This is a genomic window from Streptomyces barkulensis, assembly GCF_002843305.1.
Classification (GTDB): domain Bacteria; phylum Actinomycetota; class Actinomycetes; order Streptomycetales; family Streptomycetaceae; genus Streptomyces; species Streptomyces barkulensis.
In genome coordinates, this window is record NZ_PGSG01000117.1 from 32670 (window position 1) to 49951 (window position 17282).

The 17282-nt window shown below is 73.0% G+C and carries 20 protein-coding genes; 13 read left to right on the top strand and 7 right to left on the bottom strand.

Annotated features, from left to right (window positions below; genetic code table 11):
* The first annotated feature begins 102 nt into the window (after positions 1-102).
* From CUT83_RS27550 to CUT83_RS27590, 9 genes are all read left to right on the top strand, one after another.
* Positions 103-1035 (top strand): hypothetical protein, encoded by a 933-nt coding sequence (locus CUT83_RS27550; RefSeq protein WP_101258528.1) that lies wholly within the window; start codon positions 103-105, stop codon positions 1033-1035.
* A 236-nt stretch (positions 1036-1271) separates the two neighbouring features.
* Complete coding sequence (locus tag CUT83_RS27555) at positions 1272-2429, top strand: DegT/DnrJ/EryC1/StrS family aminotransferase (RefSeq protein WP_101258529.1); 1158 nt, start codon at positions 1272-1274, stop codon at positions 2427-2429.
* A 2-nt stretch (positions 2430-2431) separates the two neighbouring features.
* Positions 2432-3025 carry a dTDP-4-dehydrorhamnose 3,5-epimerase family protein gene (locus CUT83_RS27560; protein WP_101258530.1) on the top strand — a complete coding sequence of 198 codons (594 nt, stop codon included), beginning with the start codon at positions 2432-2434 and terminating at the stop codon, positions 3023-3025.
* A gap of 13 nt (positions 3026-3038) precedes the next feature.
* Positions 3039-4094 carry a glucose-1-phosphate thymidylyltransferase gene (locus CUT83_RS27565; protein WP_101258531.1) on the top strand — a complete coding sequence of 352 codons (1056 nt, stop codon included), beginning with the start codon at positions 3039-3041 and terminating at the stop codon, positions 4092-4094.
* Positions 4091-5101: a dTDP-glucose 4,6-dehydratase gene (gene rfbB, locus CUT83_RS27570; RefSeq protein WP_101258532.1), complete on the top strand. Its 1011-nt coding sequence runs from the start codon at positions 4091-4093 to the stop codon at positions 5099-5101. The genes CUT83_RS27565 and rfbB overlap by 4 nt, the downstream gene beginning before the upstream one ends.
* 7 nt (positions 5102-5108) lie before the next feature.
* Positions 5109-6413 (top strand): lipopolysaccharide biosynthesis protein RfbH, encoded by a 1305-nt coding sequence (gene rfbH / locus CUT83_RS27575; protein ID WP_101258533.1) that lies wholly within the window; start codon positions 5109-5111, stop codon positions 6411-6413.
* Positions 6410-7834, top strand: coding sequence for an NDP-hexose 2,3-dehydratase family protein (locus CUT83_RS27580; protein WP_240957958.1), 1425 nt, complete (start codon positions 6410-6412; stop codon positions 7832-7834). The genes rfbH and CUT83_RS27580 overlap by 4 nt, the downstream gene beginning before the upstream one ends.
* Positions 7831-8856 (top strand): Gfo/Idh/MocA family protein, encoded by a 1026-nt coding sequence (locus CUT83_RS27585; RefSeq protein WP_101258534.1) that lies wholly within the window; start codon positions 7831-7833, stop codon positions 8854-8856. The genes CUT83_RS27580 and CUT83_RS27585 overlap by 4 nt, the downstream gene beginning before the upstream one ends.
* Positions 8853-9443 (top strand): DsbA family oxidoreductase, encoded by a 591-nt coding sequence (locus tag CUT83_RS27590; RefSeq protein ID WP_101258535.1) that lies wholly within the window; start codon positions 8853-8855, stop codon positions 9441-9443. Before CUT83_RS27585 ends, CUT83_RS27590 begins: the two co-directional genes overlap by 4 nt.
* Positions 9444-9524: 81 nt before the next feature.
* Here the strand turns inward: CUT83_RS27590 and soxR are convergent, their stop codons facing one another.
* Positions 9525-9980 carry a redox-sensitive transcriptional activator SoxR gene (soxR, locus tag CUT83_RS27595; protein ID WP_093852316.1) on the bottom strand — a complete coding sequence of 152 codons (456 nt, stop codon included), beginning with the start codon at positions 9978-9980 and terminating at the stop codon, positions 9525-9527.
* 84 nt (positions 9981-10064) lie between these two features.
* On the opposite strand from soxR, the gene CUT83_RS27600 reads away from it, so the two are divergent.
* The 3 genes from CUT83_RS27600 to CUT83_RS27610 all read left to right on the top strand — a co-directional run bounded on the left by CUT83_RS27600 (position 10065) and on the right by CUT83_RS27610 (position 12318).
* Complete coding sequence (locus tag CUT83_RS27600; protein WP_093852317.1) at positions 10065-10658, top strand: NADPH-dependent FMN reductase; 594 nt, start codon at positions 10065-10067, stop codon at positions 10656-10658.
* Positions 10659-10813: 155 nt separating this feature from the next.
* Positions 10814-11134, top strand: a complete 321-nt coding sequence (locus tag CUT83_RS27605; RefSeq protein ID WP_093852318.1) for a VOC family protein — start codon at positions 10814-10816, stop codon at positions 11132-11134.
* A gap of 146 nt (positions 11135-11280) precedes the next feature.
* Positions 11281-12318, top strand: a complete 1038-nt coding sequence (locus tag CUT83_RS27610; protein ID WP_101258536.1) for an LLM class flavin-dependent oxidoreductase — start codon at positions 11281-11283, stop codon at positions 12316-12318.
* Between the two features lie 61 nt (positions 12319-12379).
* On the opposite strand, the gene CUT83_RS27615 is transcribed toward CUT83_RS27610, so the two are convergent.
* Positions 12380-12718 carry a VOC family protein gene (locus tag CUT83_RS27615; protein ID WP_158239060.1) on the bottom strand — a complete coding sequence of 113 codons (339 nt, stop codon included), beginning with the start codon at positions 12716-12718 and terminating at the stop codon, positions 12380-12382.
* 172 nt (positions 12719-12890) lie between these two features.
* Between CUT83_RS27615 and CUT83_RS27620 the strand changes: the two genes are divergently transcribed.
* Positions 12891-13529 (top strand): TetR/AcrR family transcriptional regulator, encoded by a 639-nt coding sequence (locus CUT83_RS27620; RefSeq protein WP_101258538.1) that lies wholly within the window; start codon positions 12891-12893, stop codon positions 13527-13529.
* A 56-nt stretch (positions 13530-13585) separates the two neighbouring features.
* Here the strand turns inward: CUT83_RS27620 and CUT83_RS27625 are convergent, their stop codons facing one another.
* From CUT83_RS27625 to CUT83_RS27650, 5 genes are all read right to left on the bottom strand, one after another.
* Positions 13586-13831, bottom strand: a complete 246-nt coding sequence (locus CUT83_RS27625; protein WP_101258539.1) for a hypothetical protein — start codon at positions 13829-13831, stop codon at positions 13586-13588.
* Entirely contained in the window at positions 13764-14843 is a 1080-nt protein-coding gene (locus CUT83_RS27630) for an alpha/beta fold hydrolase (RefSeq protein WP_101258540.1), read from the bottom strand. The genes CUT83_RS27625 and CUT83_RS27630 overlap by 68 nt, the downstream gene beginning before the upstream one ends.
* 156 nt (positions 14844-14999) lie before the next feature.
* Positions 15000-15710, bottom strand: a complete 711-nt coding sequence (locus CUT83_RS30175) for a nuclear transport factor 2 family protein (RefSeq protein WP_158239061.1) — start codon at positions 15708-15710, stop codon at positions 15000-15002.
* Positions 15707-15976 carry an acyl-CoA carboxylase subunit epsilon gene (locus tag CUT83_RS27645; protein ID WP_158239062.1) on the bottom strand — a complete coding sequence of 90 codons (270 nt, stop codon included), beginning with the start codon at positions 15974-15976 and terminating at the stop codon, positions 15707-15709. Before CUT83_RS27645 ends, CUT83_RS30175 begins: the two co-directional genes overlap by 4 nt.
* Positions 15977-15987: 11 nt before the next feature.
* Positions 15988-17282 (bottom strand): acyl-CoA carboxylase subunit beta (locus CUT83_RS27650; protein ID WP_241524832.1); only part of this gene is annotated, 1295 nt, incomplete at its 5' end.

Here is a 17282-nt window from a genome sequence, read left to right on the forward strand (position 1 = left end):
GTCCAGGCCCGTCCGGGCCTGCCCAAGCACGTCCAAGACCCGTCCAAGACCCGCTCAAGCCCGTCCAAGACCCGTTCAAGAACCCATTCGAGGAGGCATCCGGTGCACAAACGCTTACTGCGCCGCGTCTGGGCCGGTGTGCTCGGCGGTGTCCTGCTGGCCGTATCCCAGACGGCTCCCGCGGCGGCGGCCCCGGAGCGGCTGCCCGTCCCGGCCCGGGCCGGGGCGCAGCACGGCACCCTGGACAGCCGCGTCCTGGAGATCCACTCCACCGCGGACGGCATGTCCGCGCCGAGCACCGCGACCCCGGGCCCGACCACCTTCCGCACGACGACGACGCAGGACTTCACCGGCTGGGTCGGCCTGGCCCGCCCCCACGAGGGAGTCCCGTGGGAGGAGCTCCGGGCCGCGATCGGCAAGGTCATCTCGACGGACCCCGAGGCCATCATCAGTGGCAGCAGGGAACTGGAGGAGGCCGGAACGCTGCTCGGCGGCACGGTGGTCTACCCCGACCTGCCGGCGTCCTTCACCCAGATCCTCCGGCCGGGGACCTACTTCCTCTTCGACTACCACCACGTCAACTCCCCCGAACCGCGGGTGCGCAGGCTCGTGGTCTCCGGGGCGTTCTCGGGACGCGTCCCGAGCGCCTCGGCGACGCTGACCGCCACGATGGACGGCGGCGAGCCCCGCTTCACCGTGTCGGGCACCGTGCGGGCCGGCCGGCCGGTCCTGTTCCGCAACCACATGCCCGCCCGGCAGCTCGCGGAGGCCGTGGTCTTCCCGCTGGAGGAAGGGGTCACCGAGGAGGACCTGGTGGCCTGGTTCGACCAGTTCGGCGACCACGGCCGGTTCCCGGACGATCCGGGGCCGCTCGGCAACGGCCCGGGCGCCCTCCCGCTCTCCCCCGGCCGCTCCCAGGTGGTGGAGCTGCCGCTGGAGCCGGGACCGCACGTGGTGATCAACTGGTTCAAGGACGCCGATGACGGCGTGATGTTCCTCAAGAAGGGGCAGTACGAGATCTTCGAGGTGCGCTGACCGGCGGACCTCTCCGGTCCCCGCGGGGCCGCGGCCACTGGCCGCGGCCCCGCTCGTGTTTCCGCCCCTGCTTCGGCTCGTCCCCCGTTCGTCTTCCCGTTCGTCTTCCCGTTCGTGGTTCCCGGCCGTGTCCCGCACGCGTTCCCGCGGCGCCGCGGCGCGGTCCGCGCCGTACCGGTCCGCCGCACCACCGAGCGCCTCGCCCGGAGGGCGGGGCCCACCCCTCGAGGAGAGGCATGATCAACGTATTCCAGCCCAGTCTGGGCGAGAAGGAACTAGCGGCCGTCGCGGAGGTGTTCGAGAGCAACTGGCTCGGGCACGGGCCGCGCACCAAGGCCTTCGAGTCGGAGTTCGCCGCGCACATCGGGGCGGACCCCGAGCAGGTCGTCTTCATCAACTCGTGCACCGCCGGGCTCTTCCTCGCCACCGAGCTGCTGGAGCTCGGCCCCGGTGACGACGTGGTCATGCCCTCGGTCAGCTTCGTCGCCGCCGCCAACGCCGTCGCCGCCACCGGGGCGCGCCCCGTCTTCTGCGACGTGGACCCGCGCACCCTCAACCCGACCGCCGCCCAGGTCGAGAGCGCGCTGACCGCCCGCACCAAGGCGGTGCTGGTGCTGCACTACGGCGGGTACCCGGGCGACATCGCCGCCATCGCGGAGCTCTGCCGCGCACGCGGGGTCAAGCTCGTGGAGGACGCCGCCTGCGCCGTGGCCTCCCGTGCCGACGGGACCGCCTGCGGCACCTTCGGCGACCTGGCCGTGTGGAGCTTCGACTCCATGAAGGTGCTGGTCACCGGGGACGGCGGCGCCTTCTACGCCCGCGACCCGGAACTCGCGCGCCGGGCCCGCACCCTGGCGTACCACGGTCTGGAGCAGTCCAGCGGCTTCTCCGCGGCGAAGGTGTCCCACCGCTGGTGGGAGCTGAACGTGCGGAACTTCGGCCGGCGGATCATCGGCAACGACGTCACCGCGGCCATCGGCAGCGTCCAGCTCGGGCGGCTGCCGGAGAACATCGCCCGGCGGCGCGAGGTCGCCGAGACCTACGACCGGCTGCTGTCCGACGCCGCGGGCGTGCGCCTGCCCCCGCCGCTGCCCGAGGGGCACACCGGCTCCTACTACTTCTACTGGGTGCGGCTCGACCCGGCCGTCCGCGACCGGGTCGCCGCCGACCTGCTGGACCGGGGGATCTACACGACCTTCCGCTACCCGCCGCTGCACAGGGTGCCCGCCTACGGGGCGGGCCACCTCCGGCTGCCCGGCGCCGAGGAGGCCGCCGAGACCACGCTGCTGCTGCCGCTGCACCAGGGACTCGACGACACGGACGTGCGGACGGTGGCCGACGAGCTGCGCAAGGCCGTGGAGAACCGGTCGGCGGAGCCGGCCGGCGGGGAGTAGCCGTGCGCGTCGAGGAGACCGCCGTCCCCGGGTCGTACGTCGTCACGCCCGAGCAGCTCCACGACCGGCGCGGCAACTTCTACGAGGGACTGCGCACCGACCTCCTGGAGGAGGTCCTGGGGCACCCGTTCACGCCCCGGCAGATCAACTACTCCACCTCGCGCCGCAACACCCTGCGCGGTATCCACGGTGTGGCCCGCCCTCCCGGCCAGTCCAAGTACGTCACCTGCGTACGGGGAGCGCTGCGCGACATCGTGGTCGACCTTCGGGTGGGCTCCCCCACGTTCGGCCGGTACTCCGTGCGGGAGCTGGACGCCGCTTCGGGCCGGGCGGTCTACGTGCCCGAGGGCGTCGGCCACGGCTTCCTGGCACTGACCGACGACACCTGCATCTGCTACGTGCTGTCCAGCACCTATGTGCCCGGCACGCAGATAGACATCAACCCACTGGATCCTGATCTCGCGCTGCCCTGGGGGTTCACGGAACCGCCCCTGCTGTCGGACAAGGACGCCGAGGCGCCCTCCGTGGCACAGGCGCTGTCGGCCGGGCTGCTGGCCCGCCGACAGGAGGACGGCCCCCGCCGCGTACCGCTGTGAGGAGAGAACTGCCATGAAGGCCCTGGTGCTGTCGGGCGGGTCGGGCACCCGTCTGCGCCCGTTCAGCTACTCCATGCCCAAACAGCTCATACCGATAGCGAACAAGCCGGTCCTGGCACATGTCCTGGACAACATCCGCGCGCTGGGCGTCACCGAGGTCGGCATCGTCGTCGGCGACCGGGCCGCCCAGATCTCCGAGGTGATCGGCGACGGCTCGTCCATGGGGGTGCGCGTCACCTACATCCCGCAGGAGAGGCCGCTGGGGCTGGCGCACTGCGTGGCGCTGGCCAGACCCTTCCTCGGCGACGAGGACTTCGTGATGTACCTGGGCGACAACATGCTGCCCGAGGGGATCGCCCCGATCGCCGAGGAGTTCACCGCGCGGCGGCCCGACGCGCAGGTGGTGGTGCACAAGGTGTCCGATCCGCGGGCGTTCGGGGTGGCCGAGCTGGACGCCGACGGCCGGGTCGAGCGCCTGGTCGAGAAGCCGTCCCGGCCGCGCAGCGACCTGGCGCTGATCGGGGTGTACTTCTTCACCCCGGCCATCCACCGCGCGGTCGCCGCGATCGAGCCCAGCGCGCGCGGCGAGCTGGAGATCACCGACGCCATCCAGCTGCTCGTGGCCGAGGGCCGCGACGTGCGGGCAAGCGTGTACGGCGGCTACTGGAAGGACACCGGGCGCGTCGAGGACGTGCTGGAGTGCAACCGCCGTCTGCTGGAGACGCTGCGGCCGTACGCCGCCGGCGAGGTCGACGCGCACAGCGAGGTCACCGGCCCGGTGGTGATCGAGGCCGGCGCCCGGATCGTGCGGTCCCGGATCACGGGCCCGGCGATCGTCGGCGCGGGCTCGGTCGTGGAGGGCAGCGACCTCGGCCCCGGCACGTCCATCGGCCGGGACTGCGTGCTGCGCAACACCCGGCTGACCGACTCCATCGTGCTCGACGGCGCGTCGATCGCCGATCTGCCCGGGCTGCACGGCTCGCTCATCGGCCGCAACGCCAGCGTGGGCGCCTCGGCGCGGCACCGGCTCGTCATCGGGGACCACACCCGGATCGAGGTGGCGGCATGAGGATCCTGGTCACCGGCGGAGCGGGCTTCATCGGCTCGCACTACGTCCGCACCCTCCTGGACGGCGGCTACGCCGGGTACGAGGGGGCCCGGGTCACCGTTGTGGACAAACTGACCTACGCCGGGCGGCGGGACAACCTGCCCGCCCGCCACCCGCGGCTGGAGTTCGTACGGGGCGACGTGTGCGACCCGGTGCTGCTGCGGGAGCTGCTGCCCGGCCACGACGCGGTGGTGCACTTCGCCGCCGAGTCCCACGTCGACCGGTCGCTGGAGTCGGCCGCCGAGTTCGTGCGCACCAACGTGGGCGGCACCCAGAACCTGCTGCACGCCTGTCTGGAGGCGGGCGTTCAGCGGGTGGTGCACGTCTCCACCGACGAGGTCTACGGCTCCATCGAGCGGGGTTCGTGGACGGAGGAGTGGCCGCTGGCCCCCAACTCGCCCTACGCCGCGTCCAAGGCCGGCTCCGACCTGGTCGCGCGCGCCTACTGGCGCACCCACGGACTGGACCTGTCCATCACCCGCTGCTCGAACAACTACGGGCCGTACCAGCACCCGGAGAAGCTCATCCCGCTGTTCGTGACGAACCTGCTGGAGGGCGAGCCCCTGCCGCTCTACGGGGACGGGCGCAACGTGCGGGAGTGGCTGCACGTGGACGACCACTGCCGCGCCGTCCAGCTCGTCCTCACCCGGGGGCGCGCCGGCGAGGTCTACAACGTCGGCGGCGGCAACGAGCAGACCAACCGCTCCGTCACCGAGCGGCTGCTGCGGCTGTGCGACGCCGACTGGTCCATGGTCCGCCGGGTCGCCGACCGCAAGGGCCACGACCTGCGCTACTCGCTGGACGAGACCAAGATCCGCGAGGAGCTGGGCTACGCGCCGCGGATCGAGTTCGAAAGGGGGCTGGCGGAGACCGTCGAGTGGTACCGCTCCAACCCCGGCTGGTGGAAGGCCGCCAAGCACGGCGGCGACGAGCGCTCCACGGGGCACGCCTTGACGAGGGAGAAGTGAGCCGAACATGAGTGAGCACAGGGCTCTGGTCCTGGACGAGACCCGCAAGTACCACCTGGAGGTCCAGGGCGACCGCGGCTTCGTGCCCGGTGTCACCGAGATATGGCCCTCGGGGGCGGTGCTGGACGCCGACGACCGGGCGGCGCTGGTGGAGGCCGCGCTGGACATGAGCATCGCCGCTGGACGGCGGTGCCGCATGTTCGAGTCCCGCTTCGCCCGGCTGCTGGGACGGCGCAAGGCCCATCTGACGAACTCGGGCTCCTCGGCCAACCTGCTGGCCCTGACCGCCCTGACCTCCCATGTGCTGGGGGACCGCCGGCTGAAGCCCGGCGACGAGGTGATCACGGTGGCGGCGGGCTTCCCGACGACGGTGAACCCGATCGTGCAGAACGGCCTGATCCCGGTCTTCGTCGACGTGGAGATGGGGATCTACAACACCACCGCCGAGCGCGTCGCCCGGGCCATCGGTCCGAAGACCAGGGCGATCATGATCGCGCACGCCCTCGGCAACCCCTTCGAGGTCGCCGAGATCGCCGAACTGGCGCGTGAGCACGGTCTGTTCTTCGTCGAGGACAACTGCGACGCGGTGGGCTCGACCTACGACGGCAGGCTGACCGGCACCTTCGGCGACCTCTCCACGGTGAGCTTCTACCCCGCCCACCACCTGACGATGGGCGAGGGCGGCATCGTGCTGACCTCGGACCTGAAGGTGGCCCGCGTCGTGGAGTCGCTGCGCGACTGGGGCCGGGACTGCTGGTGCGAGCCGGGGAAGAACAACACCTGCTTCAAGCGGTTCGAGTACCAGATGGGCAAGCTCCCCAAGGGCTACGACCACAAGTACATCTTCTCCCACGTCGGCTACAACCTGAAGGCGACCGACCTCCAGGCCGCCCTGGGCCTGACCCAGCTCGACAAACTCGACGGCTTCATCGAGGCGCGGCGGCGCAACTGGCGGCGGCTGCGCGAGGGTCTGGACGGGGTCCCGCACCTGCTGCTGCCCGAGGCCACGCCCCGCAGCGAGCCGAGCTGGTTCGGATTCGTGATCACCGTCGACCCCCGGGCCCCGTTCAGCCGGGCCGCGCTGGTGGACTTCCTGGAGAGCCGGAAGATCGGCACCCGCAGGCTGTTCGCGGGCAACCTGACCCGCCAGCCGGCGTACGTCGACCGACCGCACCGGGTCGTGGGCGATCTGACCAACAGCGATCTGATCACCGAGCAGACCTTCTGGATCGGCGTCTACCCGGGGCTGACCGACGAGATGATCGACTACGTCGTCTCCTCGGTGAAGGAGTTCGTGGGGAGGAACCGGTGACGACCACGGTCCCGCTGCGGCCGCGGGAGGACACCGCGCTGCCCGCTCGCCTGGCCCGCTCCGCCGCCGAGCGCGGCGCCGGGGCCCAGATGCGCACCGACGAGTTCGCCGGCTGGCTCGCCCGGCGGGCCGAGGCGCACCGCTTCTCCGTCGAGCGCATCCCCTTCGACCGGCTGCGGGGCTGGTCCTTCGAGGAGGGGACCGGAAACCTGGTCCACGACAGCGGTCGGTTCTTCACCGTCGAGGGGCTGCACGCCGAGGTGGACGAGGGGCCGGTGCGCCAGTGGCGGCAGCCCATCATCAAGCAGCCCGAGGTGGGCATCCTGGGCATCGTCGCCAAGGAGTTCGACGGCGTCCTGCACTTCCTGATGCAGGCGAAGATGGAGCCGGGCAACAGGAACCTGCTCCAGCTCTCCCCGACCGTGCAGGCGACCCGCTCCAACTACACCGGGGTGCACCGGGGTTCGCCGGTCAAGTACATCGACCACTTCGTCTCGCCGGGCCGCGGGCGGGTGCTCGCCGACGTGCTCCAGTCCGAGCACGGCTCCTGGTTCTTCCGCAAGTCCAACCGGAACATGCTGGTGGAGGCCGCCGGCGACGTACCGGTGGATCCGGACTTCTGCTGGCTGACCCTGGGGCAGATCGGCGAGCTGCTGCGCCGGGACAACGTGGTCAACATGGATGCCCGCACCGTCCTGGCCTGCGCCCCGGCCGGGCGCGACGGGCGGGGGGCGCTGCACTCGGACACCGAACTGCTGTCCTGGTTCACCGCCGAGCGGTCCCGGCACGAGGTGCGGGCCGAGCGCGTCCCGCTGGACCGGGTGACCGGGTGGCGGCGGGACGAGTGGGCGATCCGCCACGAGGCCGGGCGGTACTTCGAGGTGGTGGCCGTCTCCGTGGAGGCCGGGAACCGCGAGGTCACCGGGTGGACCCAGCCGCTGTTCGAGCCGGTCGGGCTGGGGGTGACCGCGTTCCTCACCCGCAGGATCGGTGGCGTGCCGCACGTGCTGGTCCACGCGCGCGTCGAGGGCGGCTTCCTGGACACCGTCGAGCTCGGCCCGACCGTCCAGTACACGCCGGACAACTACGCGCACCTCGCCGGGGCCGACCGGCCGGCCTTTCTGGACCGGGTGCTGCAAGCCCGGCCGGAGAGCGTCCTGTACGAGGCGGTCCACTCCGAGGAGGGCGGCCGGTTCCTCAACGCCGAGTCCCGCTACCTGGTGGTGTCGGACGAGGACGAGGACGGGGGCGGGGACGAGGGCGGAGCCGGGGCCGGGCACGGGGCCGGCACGGCGCCGCCGCCCGGCTACCGCTGGGTCAGCGTCGACCAGCTCAACGCCCTGGTGCGGCACGGCCACTACGTCAACGTCCAGGCGCGCACGCTGCTCGCCTGCGTCAACACGGGGGCGGTGGAGCTGTGACGGAACCGGTCCGGATCGGCGTGCTGGGCTGCGCGGACATCGCCCGGCGCCGGATGCTCCCCGCCATGGCGGCCTCCCCCCACGTCCGGCCGGCCGCCGTCGCGGCCCGGGACCCCCGGCGCGCCGAGGAGACCGCGCGGCCCTACGGCTGCCGGGCGACGGGATACCTGGAACTGCTGGCCGACCCGGAGATCGACGCCGTGTACGTGCCGCTCCCGGCCGCACTGCACGCCCGCTGGGTCGAGGCCGCGCTGCGGGCGGGCAAGCACGTGCTGGCGGAGAAGCCGCTGACCACCGGGCGGGACCGCACGGCCGCGCTCCTCTCCCTGGCCCGCGCCCGGGGGCTGGCGCTGATGGAGAACGTCATGTTCGTCCACCACGGCCAGCACCGGGCGGTCGGCGAGCTGGTCCGCGGCGGCGCCATCGGCGAACTGCGTTCCTTCCGAGCCGAGTTCACGGTGCCGGCCCGGCCCGAGGGCGACATCCGCCACAGCCCGGAGCTGGGCGGCGGCGCCCTGTGGGACACCGGCGTCTACCCCGTGCGGGCCGCGCTGCACTTCCTCGGCCACGAGCTGTCGGTGCTCGGCGCGCACCTGGAGACGCATCCGCGCCACGGTGTGGACGTCTCCGGCGCCGCGCTGCTGCGCACGCCCGGCGGGGTCACCGCGCAGCTGCTGTTCGGCCTGGACCACGGCTACCGCTCCTGCTACGAACTGGTCGGCTCGCGCGGCCGTATCCGTGTCGACCGGGCCTTCACCCCCGGCCCCGACCAGGCTCCCGCCGTGCTCGTGGAGCGGGGCACGGAGCGCGAGGAGCCGCGGCTGCCGCCCGAGGACCAGGTCGTCCGCACCCTCGACGCCTTCGCCGCCGCGGTGCGCGCGGGCGAGGTGGTGGCCGGGCCGGAGTGCCTGCGGGAGGCCGAACTGCTGGAGGCCGTCCGGGCGGCCGGAAGTGGCGTGAACCAGCCGGTGATGTCGGCCCCTTTGACGATGATGGCAGCCAACAGAGAGGTGGACCGATGAAGATCACCATGGTTCTCGACGTCGTCTGCGCCCACTCCTACATCGCGTACACCCGGCTGGCCCGGGTGCTGCGGCGGCACCGTGAGGGCGGCGGCACGGCGGAGCTGGAGTTCCGGCCCTTCCAGCTCGCCCCCGACGCCCCCGACGAGCCCGAGCCGCTGCTCGACGCCCTGCGGGAGGCGTTCGGACCGGGCGCGCTGGAGAGCGCGCGGCGGATCGCCCAGGCCGCCGCGCGGGAGGGCCTGGACCTGCGCTACGAGCGGGCCGTGGGGGCCAACACCTTCCACGCGCACCGGCTGATCGCCCAGGCGGCGGCCCAGGGGCGGGCGGAGGAGATGGTCGAGCGGCTGTTCAGGGCCCACTTCACCGACGGGCTGTACCTCGGCGACCCCGGGGTCCTCGCCCGGCTGGCCGAGGAGGCCGGGGTGACCGTGTCCGAAGGGGGCGAGGCCGAACTGCGGCAGGAGCTGGAGAGCGTGCGCGCGCTGGGCGTGCGCGCGGTCCCGGTCTTCGAGTTCGAGGGCGGGCCCACCCTGACGGGGGAGCAGTCCGAGGAGGCCTTCGCCGCGGCGCTCCGGGCGGCCTGAGCGCCCGCGCCCGCACGCCCGCGCCCGCACACCCGGGCCCGCGCCTTCCGGGGCGCGGGCCCGGACCCGTTCAGCGGTCGATCAGTGGTTGAGGCGCCGCCGGGGCCCCGGCCCCTCCTCGCCGGCGATGTCCATCGGGTTGACCAGGCCGCAGCGTTCCATGGACAGGCAGCCGCACCCTATGCAGTCGTCGAGGTCGTCGCGGATCTCCTCCAGCTGGAGGATCCTCTCGTTGAGGTCCTTGCGCCAGCACTCCGACACCCGCGCCCAGTCCTCGCGGTCGGGCGTGCGGTTCTGCGGGAGTATCCCGAGCACCTCGCGGATGCGCTCCAGCGGGATCCCGACCCGCTGGGACGCCCGGATGAACGCGACGCGGCGCAGGGTGTCCCTGCTGAAGCGGCGCTGGTTTCCGGTGGTGCGGCGGCTGTGGATGAGGCCGTTGCGCTCGTAGAAGCGCAGCGCCGAGCCGGACACGCCGCTGCGCGCGGACAGCTCACCGACGGTCAGTTCCTGCGTCTTCCAGGAGAGGGACGTCATACACACCAGACTGACTTGACTTCACCTTAGGTTCAAGTTGGAACGTTGGGTCATCGCGAGAGCCAACCGACCGAGGAGACCGTGATGACCGACATGCCGCTGCGCCTCGCCGTGATCATCGGCAGCGTCCGCCGGGGCCGCTTCGGGCCGACGGTGGCGAACTGGTTCGCCGAGGAGGCCCGGGCCCACGGCCGGTACGAGGTGGACGTGATCGACCTCGCCGACGTGCCGCTCCCCCTGGTGATGCCCGGCTGGGGCGAGGAGACCGACCCGGCCGCCGCCCCCCACGAGCAGGAGCTGTCGCGGCGCCTGGCCGCCGCCGACGCCTTCGTGGTGGTCACCCCCGAGTACAACCACAGCTTCCCCGCGTCGCTGAAGAACGCGATCGACTGGTTCCGTGAGGAGTGGCAGGCCAAGCCGGCCGGACTGATCTCCTACGGCGGGCAGGCCGGCGGCGTCCGGGCCGCCGAGCAGCTCCGCCAGGTGTTCGCCGAGATGCACACGGTCACCGTCCGGGACGCCCTGAGCTTCCACAACGCCTGGGACGTCTTCGGCGAGGACGGTCTGCCCAAGGACCAGGAGGCGGCCGCCTCCGCGGCCAAGCGGATGCTGGAGCAGCTCGACTGGTGGGGCACCACCCTCCGGAGCGGCCGCGCCGAGCGCCCCTACGAGGGGTGATCCGGGCGGCCCGTGCAGCGCCCGCCCGGTGTCTGCCCGGCGTCCGTCCGGTACCTGCGAAGATTTGACGCCGCCCGGACGAAGAATTCAGATTCCGCCCCCTACCGTATTCGCGACGGGGAATTCCACTTCCACTTCCCACAAGGGAGTCCACCATGTACGCGAACAATTCCCTGACGGTCATCTACTGCCGTGACCTCAAGGCCATGACGGAGTTCTACAGGGACCGCGTCGGTATGAAGACCCTCGCCGAGAAGGAGGGCGAGCAGGTGCTGGTCACCGAGGCCGGGACCCGCCTCATCCTCCAGCAGGCGGAGAAGCCCGCCGTCACCTACGCCTTCACCCACACCGACATCGAGGCGGCGCACGCGGCGCTGGGCGACCTGGGCCCCGGTGAGATCACCAGGCACCCGGACGGCTACGAGTTCCACATGAAGGACCCCGAGGGCAACGTGGTGGAGTTCACCAGCAACTGAATCTCCGCGGGGGCGCCGGGGAGCCGCGGAGAACGGCCCCGGCGCCCCCGCGGGCACAGAAGACACCCAGGACCACCGGTCCTGGGTGTCTTCGTTTTGCTTCTCTCGCTTCTCTCGCTCTTCCGAAATCCTGAGACGGAGTCGGCATGAAGATCGGCCTGCTTTTCGACATGCGCAACCCCGTGCGGTGGGAACGCCCGTGGGCGGACCACTACGCGCGCACCCTGGAGTTCTGCGAGGAGGCCGACCGGCGCGGCATCGGCGGTCTGTGGTTCACCGAGCACCACCGCTTCGAGGACGGCTATCTGCCGCAGCCCCTGACCATGGCCGCCGCGGCCGCCGCCCGCACCCGGCACGCCCGCATCGGCACCTCGGTCGTCCTCCCCGCGCTGCGCGAACCCGCCCATCTGGCGGAGGAGGCGGCGCTGGTCGACCTCATCAGCGGGGGCCGGCTGGAGCTCGGCGTCGGCGCCGGCTACCGGAAGCCGGAGTTCCAGCTCTTCGGCGTCCCCTACGAGCGCCGCGTCTCCCGCGCCGGGCAGGCCGTCGGGGAGGTGCGCCGGCTGTGGGAGGAGCGCGCCGTCACCCCGGGACCGCTGCAGAGTCCGGTGCCCGTGTGGGGCGGTTTCTACGGCCCCAGGGGAGCCCGGATGGCCGGACGCGCGGGGATGGGGTACCTGAACCTGTCCCGGCCCATGTTCGAGCACTACCGCGCGGGACTGGCCGAGGGCGGTCACGACGTGAACGCCGCCCGTGCGGGCGGCGTACTGTTCCTCACCCTGGCCGACGACCCCGAGGCGGTGTGGCCGCGCCTGGTGCCGCACATCGTCCACCAGCGCAACAGCTACCGGCTGGGCTGGGCGGAGGGCCGCGACGAGCCGGAGCCGGAGCTGCTCGACCCCGACCGGGACGAGGACGAGCTGCGGGAGCTGCACCGGGTGCTCACACCGGAGCAGGCGGCGCGGCACATCGGGGACCTCGCCCGGGGGCTCCCGGTGGAGCACGTCATCCTCTTCGCGAGCATCGCCGGGATGCCGGACGACATCGTGGTCCGGCACATGGAGCTGTGCGCCGAGGTGCTGCCCGCGCTGCTCGGCTCCGGCCGGGACGCGGCGGCCCCGGACGCTCCGGCCGCCTTGGACGCTCCGGTGATACCGGACGTGGAGCTGGCGCTCACCGACTGAGGCACGCCGGGCCGCCGCCCGCTCCGGGGAGGAGGAGGGGACGGCGGCCCGGCGCGGCCGGTCAGGCGTCGACGAAGATGACGTTGTTGCCCTCCGGGTCGCGGACCTCGAAGCGCCGGCCCGTCTTGTGCGGGACGATGCCGGTGGCGCCGAGGTCCGCCAGCGCCTCCCGCGCCGCGGGGATGTCCACCTCGGTGAAGGCGATGCTGATGGGCCGGTCCCCCTCGGCGGGCCGGTCCCCCCTGGCCAGGATCAGCTCGCCTCCGTGACCGGTGTCGAGGACGACGGCCGTGCCGGGGTACTCCTCGCGCACGGCCAGACCGAGCCGGTCGCGGTAGAACGCGACCATGGCGTCCAGGTCCTCGCAGAAGATCTTGGTGACCGTCAGTTTGCCGAACATGCCGTGGTTCCTTTCCACGCCCCCATCCGGTTCAGAGCACGGCGACTCGCCATGATGGACGGGGCACGGCGGAACAGCGGGGGACTCGTTCCTCCGCCGCCCCGTCCACAAAAAGTAAACTACACCGTGCATAGCAAAATGTGAACCGGGCCATCAGCGAGAGGAGCCGGCCATGCCGTCGGACACGGTCACCCGTACCGGACGCCCGGCCAAGAGAGCCGCCATCGACGCCGCGGCGCGCACCGTCTTCGGCCGTGAGGGCTACACCGGCGCCAGCGTCGACGCCATCGCGGCGGAGGCCGGGGTGTCCAAGCGCACCATCTACAACCACCACCAGGACAAGGAGCGGCTCTTCCTCGCCGTGCTGGGGGAGAGCACCCGCGCGGTGGCCGAGTACCAGCGGGCGCTCGTCGACCGCCACCTCACCGACCCCGACGACGTCCGTGCCGCGCTCGAGGGCCTGGGACACGACCTCACCACGCCCCGGGAGGGCTTCGGGGAGCACTTCGCCCTCGTCCGCATCATCTTCACCGAGGCCTCCCGGCTGCCGGACGAGGTCCTCGCCGACTGGCGCTCACAGGGGCCGCAGTACACCCGGGCCCGGCTCGGCGAGCACTTCGCCGCGTGGACGGCCGCCGGCCGGATCCACGCGCCCGACCCCGGGCTCGCCGCGACCCACTTCGTCCAACTCGTCACCATGGAGGTGTACGAGCGGTCCTTCCACGGCGCCCGCCCCCTGCCCCGGCAGGAGGCGGAGGCGCTCATCTCCTCCGGCGTGGAGACGTTCCTCCGCCTCTACGGCGGGCGGTGAGGGCGGGCGGTGAGGGCGGGCGGCGCGACGGCGGGCCGGACGTGGGGGGAGGCCGCTCAGTCGAGGCCGCGGAAGACATGGGGGTCGGGATACTCCCCCTCCTCCCCCGCCAGCAGCGCGGGCCGCTGCGCCTCGGCCTCCCGGCAGCCGCACCCCTCCCGGGCCCGGGCGCCGGCCGCCGTGCGGTCCGGCCCGACCGCGTCCGCCTCCGCGAGACCGCCGCGGCGGGCCGCCTCACCGCGTGAGCCGGGCGGCCGGGGCCTCTGCGCGGTCCGGCCCGCCTCCTCGACGCTCAGGGACATCCCGTTCTTCCTCTCCTGTGGACGGACTCTTCTCCGTGCCGGGTCCCGTGCCGGATTCCGTGCCGTGACCTGTGCCGGGTCCCGTGCCGGGTCCCGTGCCGCGGGCGGTCGCGGGCCGGGGCCGGCCGGCGGGGGCGGCGTCCCGGGCGAGGAGGCACTCCTCCAGGAAGCCCAGGACCCGCAGGTGGTAGGTGCGGGCCGCCCAGCCGAGGCCGATGTTGTGCCCCGCGTCGGGCTGGAAGTCGACGCGCACCCTCGGGGCGGCGGTCAGCGGGGCCCTGAGCGCTGCCAGAGCCTCCTCGTCGCAGCGCCACCACTGCTCCTGCTCGGCGAAGGTGAAGCGGACGGGCACCGTGACACGTGACGCGATCCGCGGGTACATCCGCGGCCACAGCGGTCCTTCCCGGGCCTCCAGCGCGGGCACCGGCCTGACCAGCCCGCCGCCCAGGCGGAACGCGTCCGGCGGGTACAGCCGCAGCGCCCCCCAGTGGCGGCGCCAGTCGCCGTGCCCGCCGGGGCCGGGGATCCGGTGCGGTTCGACGGCGAGGCTGCAGCCGAGGCCCGAGACGTCCAGGCCGATCGGCCCGTCACCGCCGGCGGAGCGGGCCGCCAGCGCCAGCGCCAGTTTGCCGCCGTTGGAGTGGGCGACCACGAAGAAGCCCGCGCCGGTGTCGTGGGCGGCCGCGTACCCGGCCAGCGCGGTGTGCACGGTCTCCGCCTGGTCCGCCACACGCTGCCCCTCGGGCAGGTGGGGGGCGGACAGGCCGTAGCCGGGGCGGTCCACCGCCAGCACCGTGTACCCCAGCCGGGCGCCCAGTTCCAGCAGCGAGAGCCCGGGACGGGCCCGGCTGTCGAAGTAGCCGGCGCTCATCCCGCCCCCGTGGAAGGCGACCAGCACGGCCCTGGGCGGTCGCTCCGCCGGTTCGGCGACCAGGGCCGACAGCGGGACGCCCGCGGCGTCGAGAACGGTCTCGCGGACATCCGGAACACCGGTGTCCGGTGAATCGGGCATGTGATCAGTCCTCCTCGGAGCACGCGGAAGGGACGGCCCCGGTCCGGGCGCCCAGCTCCGGCACCCCCGGAAGGGAGCGCCGGAACGGGGTACCCGGCCGGGTGCCGGGACGGGGCGCCCGGACGGGGTGTCAGGACGGGGCGCCCGGACGGGGTGTCAGGACGGGGTGTAGTGGGTCCCCCGCCACACCAGCGGGGTGCCGTTCGGGCCGGGTCCCGACGCCCAGGTCAGGTCGTACTCCCACTCCGCGAGGCGCCAGCCCCGCTCCGTGCGCACCGCCAGCCCGCCGCAGGGTCCGCCGATGCCGAAGAACGGCCCCGTCGGCTTGTCCCCGTGCACATGGGTCGCGGTCATGTGGAGCCGTACCCGGGCCCGGTCGCCGTCGAGCCGGACCGCGTAGTTGGACGCGGTGTGCAGGGTCCGGTCGAACCTCGCCTTGGCCCGGTGGTGGAAACCGGCCACGCCCTCCAGGCCCCGGTGGCTCCCGATGGGGAAGCGCAGCCGCACGTCGTCGGTGAAGACCGTGGCGGGCCAGGACTCGTCGAACCCGTCCTCGTCCTGGGTGTCCAGGAGCGTGACGTAGCGGTCGATCAGCGCCTGGATCTCCATCCGGTCGCCGAGCTCGCGGACCCGGCGCCGCAGCGACTCCACCTCGGCCCACAGCTCCCCCGGCCCGGCCGTGCACCGGTGGTCCGTGCACTGGTGGCCCGGGCACCGGTGGTCCGTGCACCGGTGGTCCGTGCACCGGTGGTCCGGGCCGCCGGGGGCCCGCGGGGCCCCGCCCGGTCCGGCGGCCGGGACCGGCAGCCGGGCCGCGGCCGCCGCCGCCGCGACGGCACGGACGACCCCGAGGCCGCGTCTCCTCATCGGCGGCCTCCCGCGGCCGGGACGGCGCGGTGCGTCTCGTCCCTCCAGCTGCGCGGAGCGCGGTGGCCCGTGACGCGCTCCGGACGCCGCCAGCGCGCCCGGTGGCGGCGCTCCTCCTCCCCCTCCGCCGGCTCCGCGCGGGAGGCGCGGGCCATGAGGGCGACGACCAGCGCGGCCAGTTCGTCGTCCGTCGGCGTCCCCCTCTCGACCCGCACGAGGGCCCGCGGTCCGGTGTCCGGCGGGGAAGGGTCGGCATGTGCGGTCACGGGGTTCCTCCTCACTGCGGCGGGTTGCCGTGCTTGCGCGACGGCAGGTCGGCGTGCTTGGAGCGCAGCATCTCCAGGGAGCGCACCAGGACCGAGCGGGTCTCGCGGGGGTCGATGACGTCGTCGACCAGGCCGCGCTCGGCCGCGTAGTAGGGGTGCATCAGCTCGGCCCGGTACTCCTTGATGCGCTGCCGGCGCACCGCCTCCGGGTCGTCGGCCTCGTTGATCTCGCGCCGGAAGACGACGTTCGCCGCTCCCTCGGCGCCCATCACCGCGATCTCGTTGGTCGGCCAGGCCAGGGCGAGGTCCGCGCCGATCGAGCGCGAGTCCATGACGATGTACGCGCCGCCGTAGGCCTTGCGCAGCACCAGCGAGATCCGCGGCACGGTGGCGTTGCAGTACGCGTACAGCAGCTTGGCGCCGTGCCGGATGATCCCGTCGTGCTCCTGGTCCACGCCGGGCAGGAAGCCGGGCACGTCGACGAGGGTGACCAGCGGGATGTTGAAGGCGTCGCAGAACTGCACGAACCGCGCGCCCTTCTCGGAGGCCTCGATGTCCAGCACCCCCGCCATGGCGGAGGGCTGGTTGGCGACCACGCCCACCACATGCCCGTCCAGCCGGGCCAGCGCGCAGACGATGTTGGGGGCCCACGCCGGGTGCACCTCGAAGCAGTCGCCGTCGTCGACGATCTCCTCGATCACCGCCCGCACGTCGTAGGCGCGGCCCGCCTCGGTCGGCACCAGGTCGAGCAGGGCCTCGGTGAGCCGGTCGGCCGGGTCGTCGGAGGGCTCGACGGGGGCGAGTTCGCGGTTGTTGGACGGCAGCAGCGACAGCAGGTGGCGCACGTCCTCCAGACAGCTCTCCTCGTCGTCGTAGGCGAAGTGCGCCACTCCGGAGGTCGCGGCGTGGACGTCGGCGCCGCCCAGCCCGTTGTGGGTGATCTCCTCGCCGGTGACCGCCTTGACCACGTCGGGTCCGGTGATGAACATCTGCGAGGTGTCGCGGACCATGAACACGAAGTCGGTCAGCGCCGGGGAGTAGGCCGCCCCGCCCGCGCACGGGCCCAGCATCACCGAGATCTGCGGGATCACCCCGGAAGCCCTGGTGTTGCGGCGGAAGATGCCGCCGTAGCCGGCCAGGGCGGTCACGCCCTCCTGGATGCGGGCGCCGGCCCCGTCGTTGAGGGAGACCAGCGGCGCGCCCGCGGCCTCGGCCAGGTCCATGATCTTGTGGATCTTCTGCGCGTGGGCCTCGCCCAGCGCCCCGCCGAAGATCCGGAAGTCGTGGGCGTAGACGAAGACGGTGC

Coding starts and splice junctions, on each gene's coding strand:
- CUT83_RS27600 (WP_093852317.1), top strand. CDS start 10,065: ATGACCGACATGCCGCTGCGCCTCGCCGTGATCATCGGCAGCGTCCGC.
- CUT83_RS27610 (WP_101258536.1), top strand. CDS start 11,281: ATGAAGATCGGCCTGCTTTTCGACATGCGCAACCCCGTGCGGTGGGAA.
- soxR (WP_093852316.1), bottom strand. CDS start 9,980: ATGACGTCCCTCTCCTGGAAGACGCAGGAACTGACCGTCGGTGAGCTG.
- CUT83_RS27615 (WP_158239060.1), bottom strand. CDS start 12,718: ATGTTCGGCAAACTGACGGTCACCAAGATCTTCTGCGAGGACCTGGAC.
- CUT83_RS27630 (WP_101258540.1), bottom strand. CDS start 14,843: ATGCCCGATTCACCGGACACCGGTGTTCCGGATGTCCGCGAGACCGTT.
- CUT83_RS27565 (WP_101258531.1), top strand. CDS start 3,039: ATGAAGGCCCTGGTGCTGTCGGGCGGGTCGGGCACCCGTCTGCGCCCG.
- CUT83_RS27620 (WP_101258538.1), top strand. CDS start 12,891: ATGCCGTCGGACACGGTCACCCGTACCGGACGCCCGGCCAAGAGAGCC.
- CUT83_RS27625 (WP_101258539.1), bottom strand. CDS start 13,831: ATGTCCCTGAGCGTCGAGGAGGCGGGCCGGACCGCGCAGAGGCCCCGG.
- CUT83_RS27590 (WP_101258535.1), top strand. CDS start 8,853: ATGAAGATCACCATGGTTCTCGACGTCGTCTGCGCCCACTCCTACATC.
- rfbB (WP_101258532.1), top strand. CDS start 4,091: ATGAGGATCCTGGTCACCGGCGGAGCGGGCTTCATCGGCTCGCACTAC.
- rfbH (WP_101258533.1), top strand. CDS start 5,109: ATGAGTGAGCACAGGGCTCTGGTCCTGGACGAGACCCGCAAGTACCAC.
- CUT83_RS27555 (WP_101258529.1), top strand. CDS start 1,272: ATGATCAACGTATTCCAGCCCAGTCTGGGCGAGAAGGAACTAGCGGCC.
- CUT83_RS30175 (WP_158239061.1), bottom strand. CDS start 15,710: ATGAGGAGACGCGGCCTCGGGGTCGTCCGTGCCGTCGCGGCGGCGGCG.
- CUT83_RS27605 (WP_093852318.1), top strand. CDS start 10,814: ATGTACGCGAACAATTCCCTGACGGTCATCTACTGCCGTGACCTCAAG.